The sequence below is a fragment of the Bacillus sp. FJAT-26390 genome (assembly GCF_001682865.1).
Lineage (GTDB): Bacteria > Bacillota > Bacilli > Paenibacillales > Paenibacillaceae > Pristimantibacillus.
Genome location: NZ_MAQX01000033.1, coordinates 167,008 through 182,977, shown reverse-complemented (window position 1 = coordinate 182,977; position 15,970 = coordinate 167,008). Strand labels below are relative to the sequence as shown.

The 15,970-nt window shown below is 50.2% G+C and carries 16 protein-coding genes; all 16 read left to right on the top strand.

All coding sequences use genetic code 11. From position 1 onward, the window contains the following. Positions 1-2 precede the first annotated feature (2 nt). The 16 genes from A7975_RS25090 to A7975_RS25015 all read left to right on the top strand — a co-directional run bounded on the left by A7975_RS25090 (position 3) and on the right by A7975_RS25015 (position 15,968). Positions 3-401, top strand: coding sequence for a F0F1 ATP synthase subunit epsilon (locus tag A7975_RS25090; protein WP_053373763.1), 399 nt, complete (start codon positions 3-5; stop codon positions 399-401). 265 nt (positions 402-666) lie between these two features. Further along, the gene (locus tag A7975_RS25085) at positions 667-2,889 is read left to right on the top strand and encodes a methyl-accepting chemotaxis protein (RefSeq protein WP_065386959.1); all 2,223 of its coding nucleotides are present in this window, start codon (positions 667-669) and stop codon (positions 2,887-2,889) included. A gap of 196 nt (positions 2,890-3,085) precedes the next feature. After that, entirely contained in the window at positions 3,086-4,699 is a 1,614-nt protein-coding gene (locus A7975_RS25080) for a spore germination protein (RefSeq protein WP_082198447.1), read from the top strand. Then, a complete protein-coding gene (locus A7975_RS25075) occupies positions 4,696-5,946 on the top strand; it encodes a Ger(x)C family spore germination protein (RefSeq protein WP_053373765.1) in 1,251 nt (416 codons plus the stop codon). The genes A7975_RS25080 and A7975_RS25075 overlap by 4 nt, the downstream gene beginning before the upstream one ends. A 9-nt stretch (positions 5,947-5,955) precedes the next feature. After that, positions 5,956-6,207, top strand: coding sequence for a hypothetical protein (locus tag A7975_RS25070; protein ID WP_053373766.1), 252 nt, complete (start codon positions 5,956-5,958; stop codon positions 6,205-6,207). Next, a complete protein-coding gene (locus tag A7975_RS25065) occupies positions 6,204-7,427 on the top strand; it encodes a GerAB/ArcD/ProY family transporter (protein WP_065386958.1) in 1,224 nt (407 codons plus the stop codon). The genes A7975_RS25070 and A7975_RS25065 overlap by 4 nt, the downstream gene beginning before the upstream one ends. Positions 7,428-7,525: 98 nt before the next feature. Beyond that, complete coding sequence (locus A7975_RS25060; RefSeq protein WP_053377574.1) at positions 7,526-7,897, top strand: NADH-quinone oxidoreductase subunit A; 372 nt, start codon at positions 7,526-7,528, stop codon at positions 7,895-7,897. Next, positions 7,882-8,400 carry a NuoB/complex I 20 kDa subunit family protein gene (locus A7975_RS25055; protein ID WP_053373768.1) on the top strand — a complete coding sequence of 173 codons (519 nt, stop codon included), beginning with the start codon at positions 7,882-7,884 and terminating at the stop codon, positions 8,398-8,400. Before A7975_RS25060 ends, A7975_RS25055 begins: the two co-directional genes overlap by 16 nt. Beyond that, the gene (locus A7975_RS25050) at positions 8,397-9,047 is read left to right on the top strand and encodes an NADH-quinone oxidoreductase subunit C (RefSeq protein WP_082198446.1); all 651 of its coding nucleotides are present in this window, start codon (positions 8,397-8,399) and stop codon (positions 9,045-9,047) included. Before A7975_RS25055 ends, A7975_RS25050 begins: the two co-directional genes overlap by 4 nt. A 7-nt stretch (positions 9,048-9,054) precedes the next feature. Beyond that, on the top strand, positions 9,055-10,155 hold the full coding sequence (locus tag A7975_RS25045; RefSeq protein WP_053373769.1) for an NADH-quinone oxidoreductase subunit D: 1,101 nt from the start codon (positions 9,055-9,057) through the stop codon (positions 10,153-10,155). Next, entirely contained in the window at positions 10,155-11,171 is a 1,017-nt protein-coding gene (nuoH, locus tag A7975_RS25040) for an NADH-quinone oxidoreductase subunit NuoH (protein WP_053373770.1), read from the top strand. Before A7975_RS25045 ends, nuoH begins: the two co-directional genes overlap by 1 nt. 16 nt (positions 11,172-11,187) lie before the next feature. Next, positions 11,188-11,637 (top strand): NADH-quinone oxidoreductase subunit NuoI, encoded by a 450-nt coding sequence (nuoI, locus tag A7975_RS25035; RefSeq protein WP_065386957.1) that lies wholly within the window; start codon positions 11,188-11,190, stop codon positions 11,635-11,637. Beyond that, entirely contained in the window at positions 11,638-12,153 is a 516-nt protein-coding gene (locus tag A7975_RS25030) for an NADH-quinone oxidoreductase subunit J (protein ID WP_053373772.1), read from the top strand. 4 nt (positions 12,154-12,157) lie between these two features. Next, positions 12,158-12,460: an NADH-quinone oxidoreductase subunit NuoK gene (gene nuoK, locus A7975_RS25025; RefSeq protein WP_053373773.1), complete on the top strand. Its 303-nt coding sequence runs from the start codon at positions 12,158-12,160 to the stop codon at positions 12,458-12,460. Between the two features lie 8 nt (positions 12,461-12,468). Then, positions 12,469-14,340: an NADH-quinone oxidoreductase subunit L gene (gene nuoL, locus A7975_RS25020; protein ID WP_065386956.1), complete on the top strand. Its 1,872-nt coding sequence runs from the start codon at positions 12,469-12,471 to the stop codon at positions 14,338-14,340. Next, positions 14,337-15,968, top strand: a complete 1,632-nt coding sequence (locus A7975_RS25015) for a complex I subunit 4 family protein (RefSeq protein WP_255314544.1) — start codon at positions 14,337-14,339, stop codon at positions 15,966-15,968. The genes nuoL and A7975_RS25015 overlap by 4 nt, the downstream gene beginning before the upstream one ends. The last annotated feature ends 2 nt before the right edge of the window (positions 15,969-15,970 follow it).

Genomic DNA, 15,970 nt, shown 5'->3' with positions numbered 1-15,970 from the left:
ACATGAGTTCGTTTTTGGTAGAGATCGTAACACCTGAACGCAAGGTGTATGCAGAAACTGCGAATATGGTAAGCGTATCTGGTGTTGAAGGTGAGCTTGGCATATTGCCAAACCACATTCCGCTCGTAACGCCGCTTCGTATCGCGCCTGTCACCATCAAACGTGGCAATTCGGTTGATGTTGTAGCGGTTAACGGAGGCTTTATCGAAGTACGCAAGGATAAGATCGTTATTCTTGCAGAGAGCGCTGAGCTTGCAACCGATATTAACATTGAACGTGCTGAAGCCGCTAAACAGCGTGCCCAGCAGCGTCTTGCCGCTAAGCAAGATCAGGTCGATTTCCGCCGCGCAGAGCTTGCTTTGCAGCGTGCTATGAATCGTCTGAACATTAAGCATAAATAAGATTTATCCCAAAAAGCACCGTTAGCGCCGTATAGGCGCGGCGGTGCTTTTTTTATTATGTTAGATTTTTACGGAGGATTTGGAAATTATTATATAAAACGATGTCAGGTTTGTTTAATATTCGTGTTTTGAGGCGGTTTTGGTGTTACATTTCGCAAAAAAAGCTATATTTCGACGAAAAATCAAATAATATGTATGTTTTCTCCAAAAATATATGTTAATATAGTTAACATTAGAAGAGATAGAGTTGCAGGAGGAGAGCGCTATGTTTGACTGGTTGGGTGTGAAGGTAGGGTTTCCGCTCTGGGTGTCATGGAACTTGAACAAAGAGTTGAAGACGGATGTTGAACAATGCTTTGAGGGTATTGCAGAGACGCGTAAGGAGCTTCTGACCTCATGGGCAACGGATTATTGGATTCATTTAGAGCGGCTTAGCGACCAAATGACAGAGGCGCTCAGTCAAAGCGAGAGTTCTCCTACTTCTACTGTACAGTCACAAATAGAACGATTATTTGAAAAAACATACGCGCGCGCAATTGATTTTACGGAGTTGTTTTTGCTGGATGACAAACAAACGGTCGCATACTCAACGTATGCAGCGCACGTAGGAACGGCTTATGAGGCGGACAGCAGCCTGCAAATGGGTCTTGCCTATACCAAACAAGCGAGCAGCCTGCGGAGCTGCTTATACGGCCCTTATAGTGATCCGATTACGCTTAAGCTAGGAGCGCGTTCGTCCGCTTTTCATGACAAAATGACGCTAATGTTCATGCTCCCGCTAACGGTAAACGGCAGCTTTGCTGGGACGCTGTGCGGCAGAGTGCCAAACGATGTCTTGGGCGATTTGATTCAACGCGAATCGGGGCATGTGTATCCGGATTCGGGCGACAATTATCTATTTATGGCAAAAGCCGGCTTGAATAAACATATTGCGCCAGGAACTGCGCTTTCCCGCAGCCGCTTTGAGGACCGGACATTTACGCACGGGGAAAACTTGAAGGATGGCGTGACAACGGACTGGGGCACGGTATCCATCAAAGAACACACCGAGCTTGAAATAATGTTTACCGATCCGGCTACTGGCCAGCTGCATCCAGGCGTAGCGAATACGATCCGCAATGGAAGCAATCTATTCGTTGAATTTCCGGGTTATTCCGACTACCGGCATATTTCTGTAATCGGCAAAGGCGTGACCTTTCAGCTTCCGCATTGTCCGGATCGATGGGGGATGATGTGCGAAGGCGACTTAGAAGAGGTATACCGCATACGCAGCGTGGGATGGAGGCAGCGGAAGCTTCAGCTTATATCGGTTATTAGCTTGAGTGTGCTAACGACATTGCTCGTTGTCTTAATGGCTGATAGTGCGCCGGTTCAGCTAACGGCGGCGGCGGCAGGCTTTTTCAATCTCATATTCGGTTTATTGTTCAGCGGTATTTTTCAGAAGAGGGAATCTACGAGAGTCGTATCGCATTTGCAAAAAATTAACCGATTTATTCGCATAAACGCTGAGGGCAAGGGTGATTTGACGCAGCGGCTGCCGCTTAGCGAGTTTGATAACGACGAATCGAAGGAACTGGCCAAGTGGATTAACAATATGATCGATTCCTTGGAAGGCATTATGCTTCAGGTCAGGCTTACCTCCGCGGATGTGTTATCCAGCCAGCATGTGCTTAACGAATCGGCGGCGGTCACGTCAGCCTCTACGGAGAGGGTCAGCGGCAAAGTAACGGATATGATCGGAAGCATCAGGCAGCAGCTCAAGGATATCGATACGGCTAAGGATGCGGCTGGCGATATGCAGGCTACCCTAAGGCAGATCGAGGAGCAGGCTGCCGAGCAAATTGCGGTAGCTAAAACCGAGGTCGACCGGATTGGCGACAAGATGCATCATATTTCGGCTAAGGTTGGCGAAACGAACCATACCATACACAGGTTTATGGATACCGTACAGGAGATTCAAGGCGTTCTGCAGGTGATTGAAGAAATATCAGCCCAAACGAATTTGCTCGCGCTAAATGCTTCGATCGAGGCTGCTAGAGTAGGCGAGCAAGGCAGAGGTTTTGCTGTTGTTGCATCGGAAATACGCAAGCTTGCGGACATGACCAAGAAATCGACGGAAGAGGTTCATGCGATTACCCGGCATATCTATGACGAAGCGAAGCAAGCCTACGCTTCTATGGACGAGGGAACAAGAGTCGTAGAGGAAGGCAATCAGCTTGTTGCGGCTGCCGCGACTACGCTTGCAGCGGCGCATGCCGAGGATTTGCGCAAAACGCAGGTTGTCGATGAGGTCGTGCAGCTCATGGAAAAAATCGCTCTCGTAAGCAGAGAGAACCGCAAGGTGTCATCTGACGTGGAGAGCAAGGTACAGGAGCTCATTTACGAAATGATGAATGTTCGGCAAACGTCGCAAAGCGTGGAGTCGATTACGACATTTTTGCAGCAGCTCGTCGGACAGTTTAAGCTGACAGAATCACGTATTCGATAAAAGTACCAAAAAGGGAGTCGCAGGAGGCCGTTCTAGCAACGGCGCTGCGGCTCTTTTTGTCGTGCTCGGATTAATCAAAACGTGCCTGTTTTGTCTTAGAGCAATGCTAACCATTTATGCCGGAGTACATAATTATGCCATGGAATAGTTATCCTAAGACAGAAACGAATGCTTGAACAGGAAAGGAGAGGGGCAGATGTCCGGTTCGTTTATGGGCGGCAGAGGCAAAGCTAGCAAGAAAGCCAATAAGAAATTAGCACGGGCTGAGAAGCATGAGCAAGAGCAGCTGGATGCGTTCTCGGACAAGCCTCTTTTCACTTCGCTGGAACAGAATTCGGAGGCAATCAAACGTGAGCTGGGGGAGAGTCAGGACATTATTTTCCGCGAGCTGCAGCTAAAGGATGTCAATCAAACGAAGGCGCTTATCGTTTATGTGCAGGGGATGGTAGATGACGAGCGCATGAACGAGTTTGTTATTCAGCCTATGCACCGCGTTAAATTTCCAGATGAAGAGATCATGCCGCCAAAAGAGCTGTTAGAGCATATGAAGAGCAGCCAGCTGGAGACGGGCATCGTGAACGATATCTGCGATTGGAAGATGCTGTTCCAAAAGCTGTTCATGGGCTATTGCATCATTATGATAGAAGGCGCCAGCCATGCGATCGGGACAAACGTAGTGGGCGGAGCCAGGCGCGGCGTAGAAGAGCCCAAAACGGAAATGGCTATTCGCGGTCCTAGGGAAGGCTTTACGGAATCCATCCGGATTAATTCGTCTATGATTCGCAGGAAAATACGTAGCCCAAAGCTTTGGATGGAGCAGTGGACGATTGGAGAGGTTTCGCAAACTCCTGTTTCAATTATGTACGTCAAAGGTTTGGCGGATGAAAATGTGCTCAAGGATTTAAGAGAACGGTTAAAGGCGATCCACATAGACGGCATCTTAGAATCCGGCTATATCGAGGAGCTGATAACGGATCAAATGTGGACGCCATTTCCAACGGTTCTGAGCGTCGAGCGGCCGGATGCGGTAGCGGGAAATCTGCTTGAAGGACGTATTGCTATTTTGGTAGATGGCACCCCGTTTGTTCTCATTGTACCTGCCATACTAAACATGTTTTTTCAAGCCTCAGAGGATTATTACCAAAGGTATGATATTGCTACTTTTTTGCGCATGCTTCGTTTTGTTTCATTTCTGATTGCGCTGCTCATGCCATCCATTTATGTGGCTATCGTCGGCTACCATCAGGAAATGATACCGACGCAGCTGCTGCTCAAGCTGGCGGCACAGAGGGAGGGCGTACCGTTTCCTGCCTATTTGGAAGCTTTTATTATGGAATTGGTATTCGAAATTTTGCGGGAAGCCGTCGTTCGAATGCCGAGCGCCGCGGGGAATACCATCTCAATCGTAGGCGGTCTCGTTATCGGTCAATCGGTGGTGGAGGCAGGCATCGTATCGCCGGCAGTCGTAATCGTCGTTTCATTTACCGCCATTGCGAGCTTCGTATCGCCATCCTACAGCCTTGGCATCTCCGCTCGGCTGCTGCGATTTTTCCTTCTGCTCGCCGCTTCGACGCTGGGCTTTTATGGCATTGGCTTAGTTGTGCTGATTCTTATCCTGCACCTTAGTAATCTCAGGTCATTTGGCATGCCTTATATCAAGCCATTTGCTCCGATGTTCCCAAGGGATATGAAGGATACGCTTATTCGCGCCCCTCTTTGGAAGATGCGTGACCGCCCCCAAAAGCTGGCCACCGAAAATGTCGTGAGGCAAGAAGTGCATCCAGAGCATAGGAAGGAGCCAGGGCAATGAGCGGTGGAAAAAGCGACAAGCGCGTGCGCTTAGTCATTCGGGCATGCCGCAAATCGGTGCTGCTATGGACGGCTTGCATGCTGATCCTGCTAAGCGGCTGCTGGGATTTGCGTTATTTGGACAAGCTTGGGGTCGTGCTGGCTTTGGGCGTGGATGAGGATCCCAGCGGCAAGCAGAAGCTTCGACTGACGGTCCAAGTCGTCCTTCCGCAAAATGTAGCCGCTGAAAGCAAGGGTGGGATTGGGGGGACCGCTGTAACGACGTTTACGGAAACGGGCGACACGATTTTTGAAGCGATTCGCAAAATGTCGGCGAAAACGTCGAGGAGGCTGTTTTTCTCCCATACGCAAATGTTGATCATCGGGGAGAAGATGGCGAGGAAAGGGATATTCCCTTTGGTCGATTTGATCGAGCGAAACCCGGACATACGTACTGATATTTACGTGCTCGTCACACGCGGCGTGAAAGCGGAGGAGCTGCTGCAATTAACGACCCAAATGGAGTCTATTCCCATAAATCAGATTCACGCGATCGTAGAGACCAATCAATCTGCGTATGCCATGAATTATGTCGTCCAGGTCAATGATTTAACGAGGCTGAACGGGGAAGGAAAAGAGCAGGCTGTGCTGCCATCGATGAGAATCGAAGGCCAGAAGGAAATGGGCCACTCCAATGAAAATGTGAACAGCATTCCGGCGAAAGCCAGTCCCGTCCTTTCAACGATGGCCGTATTTCGAAACGGGAAGCTGGTCGAATATTTGAAGCCGAAGGAGTCGAGAGGTTTGTCTTGGCTGCAAGGAAAGGTAAAAAGCACTGTCGTCAAGCTGGCATGCCCGAATTCGAAGGAGAACTTGATTGTGGAGGTTCATGGCGTTACCACGGAGCTCAACGTCAAACGAGACGAGAAGGGTGAACCGGTTATTCTCATTAACGCAAAGATCTCAGGCAGCGTACAAGAGATCATGTGCACGGATATCAATGTATCGGAGGAGAAAGTGCTGAAGCAAATCGGCGCGATGACTAGTCAAGCCGTTAAGGATGAGATGGAGGCGACAATCGTAAAGCTGCAAAAAAAGCTGAAGATTGATGCGATTGGTTGGGGAAAAGAGATTTATTTGCATCAGCCCGGCATCTGGAAACGGATAGAAGGCGACTGGGAGACGGTTTTTCCGAATGTGCAAAGCAAAGTGAATTGCAGCACTGAAATCGAAGGATCGGGTATACGAGGCGAATCTATCGTGAAGTGAGTGATTACAATGATGGCTCCTATCGTAGTTGTTCTGTTGGCGGCCTTTACAGGCACAGTGATTTGGAAAAGGAATCGCGATAAGCAGCGCTTGCGCGAGAGAGGCTGGGCCCTGTTTATTTTATTAATAGGAACCCTGCTCATTATCGCGCTACAGTTCCGCATTCCGGTTCCCAATCCGACGGACTGGATTTCGGCTGTTTTTACGCCTATGTCACGGCCAATTACAAAATGGGTTGAGGAGGATATAAAAAACAGATGAGTAAATACGCTGGCATGAACAATGCGGAAATCACTTCCGGCCAATGCGCGAAAATCTTGTTTTTATTCGCGCTTGGGAGCGCGGCGCTTATTTTGCCAACCTCTGTAACAGCCATTGCCAAGCAGGACGGATGGATATCGATGCTGCTGGCCGGCCCATTCAATTACTTCGTATTGATCGCGCTTTTAGCGCTGGCGGATCGTTTTCCTAAATTATCTCTGGCTCAATACTCGGAAAAGGTGCTTGGAGTATGGGGGGGGAAGATCGTGACGCTGCTTTATATTTTCTTTTTCCTGCTGCTTAGCGCGCTGGTTCTTCGCAACATTTCTGATTTCTTGAACCTCTCCGTACTGCCGCTTACGCCGGAGTGGTTCATTGACAGCACGTTTATGATCGTGATCATTTACGGTGTTTTCTTAGGCATTGAGACGATTGCGCGAACGGGAGAAATTTTGTTTAGCTGGGGTATGCTCGTTATTGTTATCGTTATTTTTTCTTTATTTAATCAATTTGATTTCCATAACTTTGAGCCTTTCTTATTTGCGGGATGGGAGAGACCGATCAAGGGCGTTTATCCGATTTTGGGATTTCCGATTGGGGAATTTGTATTCATAACGATGATATTTCCGCTTGTACGCGAGAAAGATCGCAAAAAGCTGAGAAAATCATTAAAGCTCTCAGCCGCGTTGATTACGTTTATAAGCATTCTCATAACGGTATTTTTAGTAGGCGTGATGGGGGTGGATGAGGCAAGCCGAAGCCCTTTTGCCGTGTATGATATGGCGAAGAACATCAACATCGAGGAAATATTGGTGCGGGTCGAAATTTTGGTAGCGATGGTCTGGATCGGAACGGTGTTTATGAAACTGGCGCTTTGTGTGTATGTGCTGACCGTGATTACCGCCCAAATGCTGAAGCTGTCTACCTACCGGACATTGGTTGTGCCTTATGCCGTAATAATTGTACCGCTTTCTTTAATCGTCTATCGAAACGTAGCTCATGCCAAAGAGTTTGCGATGGGCGTATGGACCGCATATAGCCTGTTTCAAGGTTTTGTTCTGCCGACGTTCCTGCTTGTCATAGCTATTATTAGGGGGAAGCGCGATAACAGCGACGGCCGTTTTCCTGAGGTGAAGCAGCAAGGTAAGGGCGGGGCAGCCAATCAAAAAACGTCTGATGATGCGGGGGAAATGCTTGAGAAGGAGCCTGCACAGGCGTAACTCCGTCATAGACGTGTGTGGAAGCATTTGTTATAATTGTGAGGAAAATTGACCAAGCGCAGGCGGTCCGTACCTATTCAATTGACGGAGGCGATCGTGTGGAAAACTACGCCAATAACTATGTCGTCGTGGCTATTTTTATCGTACTTGGCATTTTGCTTCCGGTTGTTGCACTGACTGTAGGAAGATTGCTTAGACCGAATAAGCCAACTGAACTGAAGCAAACCACCTATGAGAGCGGCAATGAGCCGGTAGGTGAGGGACAGGTCCGTTTTAACATTCGTTATTATTTGTTTGCGTTGATGTTTGTCATCTTTGATGTAGAAACCGTTTTCTTATATCCGTGGGCCGTTGCATATAATAAGCTCGGCTTATTTGTGCTAGTCGAAATGTTGATTTTTGCGGGAATGCTGTTTATTGGTCTTCTATATGCCTGGAAAAAGAAGGTGCTGAAATGGAATTCAGTTTAGAGTCAATTTCGCTAGAGGAACGCAAAGAGCTGGAACGCAACGTATTTATGGGAACATTGGAGCAATTAAAAGCATGGGCAAGGAGCAATTCGTTATGGCCGCTGACGTTTGGGCTGGCATGCTGTGCGATCGAAATGATGGGGACGGGAGCGTCCCATTATGATTTGGACCGCTTCGGCGTTATGTTCCGTACTTCGCCGCGCCAGTCGGACGTGATGATCGTGGCCGGAACGGTCACGAAGAAGATGGGACCGCTTTTAAGAAGGTTGTATGACCAAATGCCTGAGCCAAAATGGGTGATCGCGATGGGCTCATGCGCAACAGCAGGCGGGCCATATATTAAATCTTACTCGGTCATTAAAGGTGTCGACCAGATCGTGCCTGTTGATGTATACATTCCAGGCTGTCCGCCTAACCCGGCTGCGCTGATCTATGGCATTAACAAGCTGCAGGAGAAAATTCGGTACGAGGCGAAAACCGGGAAGCGGGTGACCGGTCGATGAGTGAGGATCAGAATAACAAAGAAGAACAATCGCCCGCAGATTCGCCTCCCGTCGATGCTGAGCGAGAGGCAAAGCTGAAAGCAGCTGCTGAGGCGCGTGCAGCAAGGGCGGCAGCGAAGGCGGAGGCGGAGGCTGCGGAAGCTGCGCCAGAGGAGCCCAAGCCCCCTTCACCGCGGCAGCCGGAGCTGGAGGCCATCGTAGCGCTGCTGAAGCAGGAAATCGGAGTGTCAGCGGTTGAGGATGCTTATGTGAATGAATTAAATGGCGATATGCCGGTGATCATCGTAAGCAATTCCTATTGGCGCGAGGCGGCTAAGCTGCTAAAGGGGCATGTACAGCTGCAATTTAATTATTTGCGCAATGTGTCGGGCATCGATTATGAAACGCACATGGAAGTGGTTTATCATATGCTCTCGCTTGGCAGCAGGAGAGAGGTCGCCGTTAAGATTAAGGCAGACCGCGAAGCGGCTGCCGTCTATTCCGCGACGCCCGTCTGGGCGACGGCGAATTGGAATGAGCGCGAAATTTACGATCTGCTTGGCGTCGATTTCCCTGGACATCCCGATTTGCGGCGCATTATGATGCCCGACGACTGGGTGGGACATCCGCTGCGCAAAGATTATGAACCGTTAGACTCGGAGGTGTAGGCAGCCCTTGATCCGAACAGAAGAACTGCTCTTGAATGTTGGACCACAGCACCCAAGCACTCATGGCGTATTCCGAATCATCGTTAAGCTTGACGGAGAAGTCATTACCGAGGCGACGCCTGTTATGGGCTATTTGCACCGGGGCACCGAGAAGATCGCGGAAAATTTGAATTTTACGCAAATCATTCCTTATACGGACCGTATGGATTACGTCTCAGCAATGACAAACAATTACGTGCTGGTGCATGCGGTTGAAACGATGATGGGCCTTGCCGTCCCGCAGCGGGCGGAGTATCTTCGGCTAATCGTCATGGAGCTGCAGCGCGTGGCGAGCCATCTTGTCTGGTGGGGAACCTATCTGCTTGATATTGGCGCAATGAGCCCTTTCCTATACGCCTTCCGCGATAGAGAAATCATAATCGATTTGTTCAATGAGCTATGCGGCGCTAGATTAACATACAATTATATGAGAGTCGGTGGCGTGAAATGGGATGCGCCGCCAGGATGGCTGGATAAGGTGCGCGACTTTATTCCCTATATGGAGAATAAACTAGAGGAGTACGATAAGCTGGTCAGCGGCAATGAGATTTTCCTTGCCCGCATTAAAGGGATCGGGCAATATGATGCCGCAACTGCGATCGATTATGGCTTAACAGGAGCTAATTTGCGCTGCACCGGAGTAGACTTTGATATTCGCAAGGCTGAGCCTTATAGCTTGTACAGCCAGTTTGAATTCGATGTGCCGGTTGGCACCGTCGGTGATTGCTATGACCGATACCGCATTCGGCTGGAAGAAATTCGCCAAAGCTTGCGGATTCTAAAGCAGGCGTTGGAGCAGTTCCCAAGCGATGGGGAGACGATGGGCAAGGTGCCGCGCGTAATCCGGCCCCCTGCTGGCGAGGTTTACGTGCGAATTGAATCGCCGCGCGGCGAGATCGGCTGCCATATCGTATCCAAGGGCAAAGCTGAGCCTTACCGGCTCAAGTTTCGAAGGCCTTCATTCGTTAATTTGCAAATACTGCCGAAGCTGCTCGTAGGAGAAACGATGACGAACCTCATTACGATACTGGGCGGCATTGATATTGTCGTCGGGGAGGTCGATTGCTGATGCAGTCCTGGCTTAACCAATCGCTGACGTGGGGAAACGCGCTGGTGCTGTTTCTTTGGGCGGTCGTATTTCTATTCATCGTGCTTGGCTTCGTAACCTATGCCATTTATTTCGAGCGCAAGGTGATCGGCTGGATGCAGCTGCGCATCGGACCTAACCGTGTTGGCCCATTCGGGCTGCTGCAGACGGTAGCCGATATTTTTAAATTGCTGATTAAGGAAGATACGATACCGCGCAAGGCTGATCGGGTATTGTTCATTATCGCGCCTGCACTGGCTTACATACCGGCTTTCTCCGTGCTGGCCGTAATCCCCTACACCCAAAATCTTTATTTCGCGGATTTGAATGTCGGCCTACTCTATTATGTAGCATTGTCGGGCATCTCGACGCTTGCGATCGTGCTGGGCGGCTGGGCTTCCAATAATAAGTATGCCCTACTTGGGGGTATGCGCTCGGCGGCACAGATGATAAGCTATGAGGTACCGCTTGTTATTTCGGTAGTCGGCGTTATTTTGCTCAGCGGCAGCCTGAATTTGCGCGATATTGTTGACGCGCAGGATGGCGGCTGGTTCTGGGACTGGAATTTCCTGCCCCAAATTGTCGGCTTCGTCATATTCATTATTGCTGCGGTCTCAGAGCTCAATCGTACGCCCTTCGACCTGCCTGAGGCAGAATCCGAGCTTGTCGCGGGTTATCATGTCGAATACAGCGGCTTCCGTTTCGCGTTTTTTATGCTTTCGGAATATGTGTACGTATATGCGATTGCCGCATTAACCACAGTGCTGTTTCTTGGCGGCTGGCATGCGCCCGCGCCATTTCTTGACTTTGTGCCCGGCATCATCTGGTTTCTGCTCAAATTTGCGTTTATCGTGTTTTTCCTATTCTGGATTCGCGCAACGCTGCCGCGCATTCGCGTGGATCAGCTCATGGGGCTCGGCTGGAAGGTGCTGCTGCCCATATCGCTGCTCAACGTATTTCTGACGGCCATTTATTTAGAGCTGTTTATTAAGAACTAGCAAAGGGGAGATGGAAATGAAAGGAATGCTGCAGGGACTCGGCGTTACGCTCAAATCGATGACGGCTCCAAAAGTGACCACTGCCTATCCTGACGTGCCCTTTGTCATGCCGGACCGTTTCCGTGGCATACAGCACTTTATTCCGGATCTATGCATCGTTTGCAATCAATGCGCGCGCATCTGTCCGACGGATTGCATTACGCTGACGGGCAAGCCCAATCCTGATCCCGAAAAAAAAGGCAAAGTGATCGACACGTTTGATATTAATTTTGAAATTTGCATTTTATGCGATCTGTGCACCGAGGTTTGTCCGACTGAAGCGATCGTAATGTCTAACCATTTTGAACTGGCATCCTTCAGCCGCGATGATCTGTTTAAGGATGCGCAGTGGCTGACAGACAATAATACGCTTACCCGGCAGGATAATAACAATATCGGGGCGCCGGCCAAAGGGGGCGGCAAATAGTTGTTCAATATAGCATTTACAGGCGAGTTCGTTGCCTTTTTCATCTTCTCGGCGATTATGATATGCGGGGCCGTGCTGATGATCAGTTTAGAGAAGGTCGTTCATATGGTTATTTCCATGGCGGCTGTGTTTATTGGTTTAGCAGGCATGTTTGTACTGCTTGAGGCGGAGTTCGTTGCGTTCGTTCAAGTGCTGATCTACGCCGGAGCGGTTTCAATCTTGATGATTTTCGGCATTATGATGACGAAGCATCAGGCTGGGGAGCGCGAGCCTGCGAAGCCGCTGCATGAGACGCTTGCGGCGGTTGGCGCGCTTAGCTTGTTCGGCGTGTTGTTTTATGCGATTCGCACGACGACGTTTCCCGAGCCGCAGCCCTTCCATGCGCCTGAAGACAATACGATGGCGATTGGCGAGCTGTTGTATACGGGCTATGTCATACCGTTCGAGCTGCTCTCCGTCCTGCTGACGGTTGCATTTATTGGAGCGATCGTGCTTGCCAAAAAGGAGGCGGATTAATCATATGCTTCCATCTTATTTAACCATGGCGGCCATTTTGTTCTGTATCGGGCTTTATGGCGCCTTAGTAAAGAGAAATGCGGTTGTCGTTCTGCTCTCTCTCGAGCTTATGCTTAACGCGGTCAATTTGAATTTAGTAGCGTTCTCCAAATATGGCGTCGTTCCATCGCTGACAGGCCAAATTTTTTCGTTATTTACGATTACGGTTGCCGCGGCTGAAGCGGCGATAGGGGTAGCTATTTTGATTGCGTTGTTCCGATTGCGCGGGACGGTTAATGTCGACGAATTTGACAAAATGAGGAGGTAACGCGGCAAATGGATAAGTTCACACAGGCGGCATGGTTAATTCCGCTGTTCCCGCTGGCGGCATTCCTCGTTTTGACAGCGCTTGGCCGCAGCTACCGGCGAGCAGGCGTAATGATCGGCTGTATCGGTTCACTCGCCGCATTCATTCTTTCCTTGCTGATTGTCATTGATCGGCTGGGCGCTAATGAGGTTGATTACAACTATTCCTTCGATTGGATCGCGATCGGTGATTATACGCTCCGCATCGGGTTTGAGATAACGAATCTGACGGCGCTTATGCTTGTGGTCGTCACGATTGTCAGCTTGCTCGTTAACGTATACTCGGCAGGTTATATGAAAGGCGATGAGCGGATTACTGTATTTTACGGTTATGTCGCCTTGTTCACATTCTCGATGCTCGGACTCGTTCTGTCTGATAATTTATTATCGCTTTATATTTTCTGGGAGCTGGTTGGCGTATGCTCGTTTTTGCTAATCGGATTTTGGTTTACGCTGCCCAAAGCGCGCGCCGCTGCCAAAAAGGCATTTATCGTGACGCGAATCGGAGATGCGGGCTTGCTGCTCGCGATTTTGCTGTTGTTCTGGTATATGCCGGACCACGCGCTCGACTTCACAACGATTCAAAGCGTGTTCGACGGGCAATCCGGCGCCATTACGAATGGGATAACGACGCTTATCGCCTTGTTGATTTTTCTAGGTGCCGTTGGCAAATCAGGTCAATTTCCGCTCCATGTCTGGCTGCCCGATGCGATGGAAGGACCAACGCCGATCAGTGCGCTTATTCACGCGGCTACAATGGTAGCGGCAGGCGTATTTCTTATTGCGCGGACGTATGACATCTTTCAGGATTCGGCAGCCGCAATGGAAACGGTAGCTTACGTGGGCGGCTTTACCGCACTGCTTGCAGCGACGATTGCGCTGGTGCAAAAGGATATTAAACGAATTTTGGCCTACTCAACGGTCAGCCAGCTAGGCTATATGATGATGGCGCTTGGTCTCGGTTCCCTTACGGGCGGGATCTTTCATTTATTCACGCATGCGTTTTTCAAAGCGCTGCTGTTCCTCGGAGCAGGAAGCATTATACATGCCGTACATACGCAAAACATCAATGAAATGGGCGGCTTAGGCTCGAAAATGCGGTTGACGGCGTGGACCTTCGGCATAGGCGCTTTGGCGCTTGCGGGCATACCGCCGCTATCCGGCTTCTGGTCGAAGGATTTGATATTGTCGGTTGCTTGGGAGACTAATCCGCTGTTATTCGTCGCCGGCTTGGCGGCAGCTTTTTGTACGGCACTCTACATGTCGCGACTGTTTTTTCTTGTCTTTACGGGAGAACCGAGCGCGGCAGCCGCTAACGCGAAGGAAGCGCCTTTCTCCATGACGCTGCCGCTGATCGTGCTGTCTTTGCTTGCTATCGCTTCCGGTTTTGTAGAGACGCCATGGAACGGCTGGTTCGGATCATGGATCTACGATGGAAGCGTAGAAACGCATGAGAGCGGAGTAGCGATCGTTGCGTCGATTGCGGTTGGCTTGCTAGGCCTCTATATCGGATGGCTCGTATACGGGAAGAGAAGTGTCAGCAGAGCGACCTTCCAGGAGCGGGCGCCATGGCTCTATAAACTGCTTGAGCGCAGTTATTACATCGATGAGCTGTATGCCGTAATTATTGTGAAGCCGCTGAAGCTGCTTGGCTCGGCTTTAATGGCTTTTGACGCTTATGTCATTGGCGGAATCGTCCGGTTAGCTGGAGCAGCGGTAAGCTCCGGCGGAAGAGCGGCAGCACGGCTGCAGAACGGTCAGGTGCAAACCTATGGGGTAGCAGCCGTAATCGGCTTTGTCGTTATTGTGCTTGCTATAGTCGGAAGGAGGTTCCTGCCATGAGCATCCTGAATGACCTTCCTGTCCTTTCGCTTATTTTGCTGTCGCCTTTGCTTGGCATACTCGTCTTATTATTGCTTCCCAAGCATCGGAGCAGCTGGATGAAGACCACTGTTGTAGTCACGACGCTAGTTCCGCTTGTGTTGTCTTTTTGGCTGTACGTCGATTTCGACAAGCAGCAAGGCGGAGCGGCATTCGATGAGCAGCATAGCTGGGCGATGGTTCCGCTTAATAAAGAGGCACAGTCCAGCGTTACTGAATATACGTTCCAATTGCAATATGCGCTTGGCGTAGATGGGCTGTCGCTTCCGCTTTTGCTGCTGACGACGCTCGTAACAGCGATGGCTGCGCTTGCTGCCGTTCACGTTAAAAAACGATGGAAATCCTTTTTTATATGGTTTCTGATCCTTGAGATCGGGATGCTGGGCGTGTTTCTTGCCCGCGATCTGTTTTTGTTTTTTGTATTTTTCGAGGTTACGCTTATTGCGATGTACTTTTTAATCGGGATATGGGGTTATTTCAATCGCGAGCGCGCCGCCAACCAGTTTTTGATCTATAACGGCGTTGGCTCAGCGATCATGCTGTTTGCTTTCGTGCTGCTTGTGAGCACGGCAGGCTTCCGGATCGATCAGATTGGCGAGCAGGTGAGCTTCATTTATAGCGGGAGCTATGAGGATATTTTCCGGAACATGGCCGATCCCGCCGCTTGGGTGAATATGACGCCCGAGCAGCTCGGCACAATCAATCCTTTTCAAATGACGGATACGATGCAGTGGGTACTTTTTATCATGCTGCTTGTTGCTTTCGGAATTAAGCTGCCGATTTTTCCTTTCCACACTTGGATGCTCAAGGTCCATGCGGAAGCACCGCCTTCCATCGTGATGATTCATTCCGGCATCCTGCTAAAAATGGGCGCATACGGCTTGCTCCGTTTTGGATTGCTGCTCTTCCCGGAGCAGGCACGGGATTTTTCAGTCACAATCGCCGTGCTGGGAGTCATTAATATTTTGTACGGGGCACTGCTTGCTTTCCGGCAGAAGGAGTTCAAGCTGGTGCTCGCCTATTCCTCGATAAGCCATATGGGGATCGTATTGCTCGGCATTGCTGCCTTTAATGAAATCGGCTTGCAAGGGGCGGTGTTTCAGCTCGTATCGCATGGGCTGATCTCCGCGCTGCTGTTCTTAATCGTCGGCAGTATCTATGAGCGAACGGGCACGACCGAGCTGGCTGAGCTTGGCGGCTTGGCACGCTCTATGCCGTTTATTAGCGGCGTATTGCTGGCGGCGGGGCTTGCTTCGCTTGGCCTGCCGGGCTTATCGGGTTTTATTGGCGAGTTTTTATCGCTGCTTGGCCTGTTTGAATCGCTGCGCTGGCTGACTGCGGCCGCGGTGCTTGGCGTTATTTTGACCGCTGTCTACGTACTGCGAGCTGTGCTTAAAATCACGTTTGGCCCGCAGCCGGAAAAGTATGGCGCACTTAAAGACGCGAGGCTTATCGAAGCGGTTCCCATGATCGTGCTGCTTGCGTTCATCGTGCTGCTTGGCTGTTATCCCTCCATTCTTACGGATACGGTGCAGCATAGCACCCGCGGGCTATTCGAACAATTACTTGCAACAAGGGCGGGGGGTTAGAC

Coding starts and splice junctions, on each gene's coding strand:
- A7975_RS25090 (WP_053373763.1), top strand. CDS start 3: ATGAGTTCGTTTTTGGTAGAGATCGTAACACCTGAACGCAAGGTGTAT.
- A7975_RS25085 (WP_065386959.1), top strand. CDS start 667: ATGTTTGACTGGTTGGGTGTGAAGGTAGGGTTTCCGCTCTGGGTGTCA.
- A7975_RS25080 (WP_082198447.1), top strand. CDS start 3,086: ATGTCCGGTTCGTTTATGGGCGGCAGAGGCAAAGCTAGCAAGAAAGCC.
- A7975_RS25075 (WP_053373765.1), top strand. CDS start 4,696: ATGAGCGGTGGAAAAAGCGACAAGCGCGTGCGCTTAGTCATTCGGGCA.
- A7975_RS25070 (WP_053373766.1), top strand. CDS start 5,956: ATGATGGCTCCTATCGTAGTTGTTCTGTTGGCGGCCTTTACAGGCACA.
- A7975_RS25065 (WP_065386958.1), top strand. CDS start 6,204: ATGAGTAAATACGCTGGCATGAACAATGCGGAAATCACTTCCGGCCAA.
- A7975_RS25055 (WP_053373768.1), top strand. CDS start 7,882: ATGGAATTCAGTTTAGAGTCAATTTCGCTAGAGGAACGCAAAGAGCTG.
- A7975_RS25050 (WP_082198446.1), top strand. CDS start 8,397: ATGAGTGAGGATCAGAATAACAAAGAAGAACAATCGCCCGCAGATTCG.
- nuoH (WP_053373770.1), top strand. CDS start 10,155: ATGCAGTCCTGGCTTAACCAATCGCTGACGTGGGGAAACGCGCTGGTG.
- nuoI (WP_065386957.1), top strand. CDS start 11,188: ATGAAAGGAATGCTGCAGGGACTCGGCGTTACGCTCAAATCGATGACG.
- nuoK (WP_053373773.1), top strand. CDS start 12,158: ATGCTTCCATCTTATTTAACCATGGCGGCCATTTTGTTCTGTATCGGG.
- nuoL (WP_065386956.1), top strand. CDS start 12,469: ATGGATAAGTTCACACAGGCGGCATGGTTAATTCCGCTGTTCCCGCTG.
- A7975_RS25015 (WP_255314544.1), top strand. CDS start 14,337: ATGAGCATCCTGAATGACCTTCCTGTCCTTTCGCTTATTTTGCTGTCG.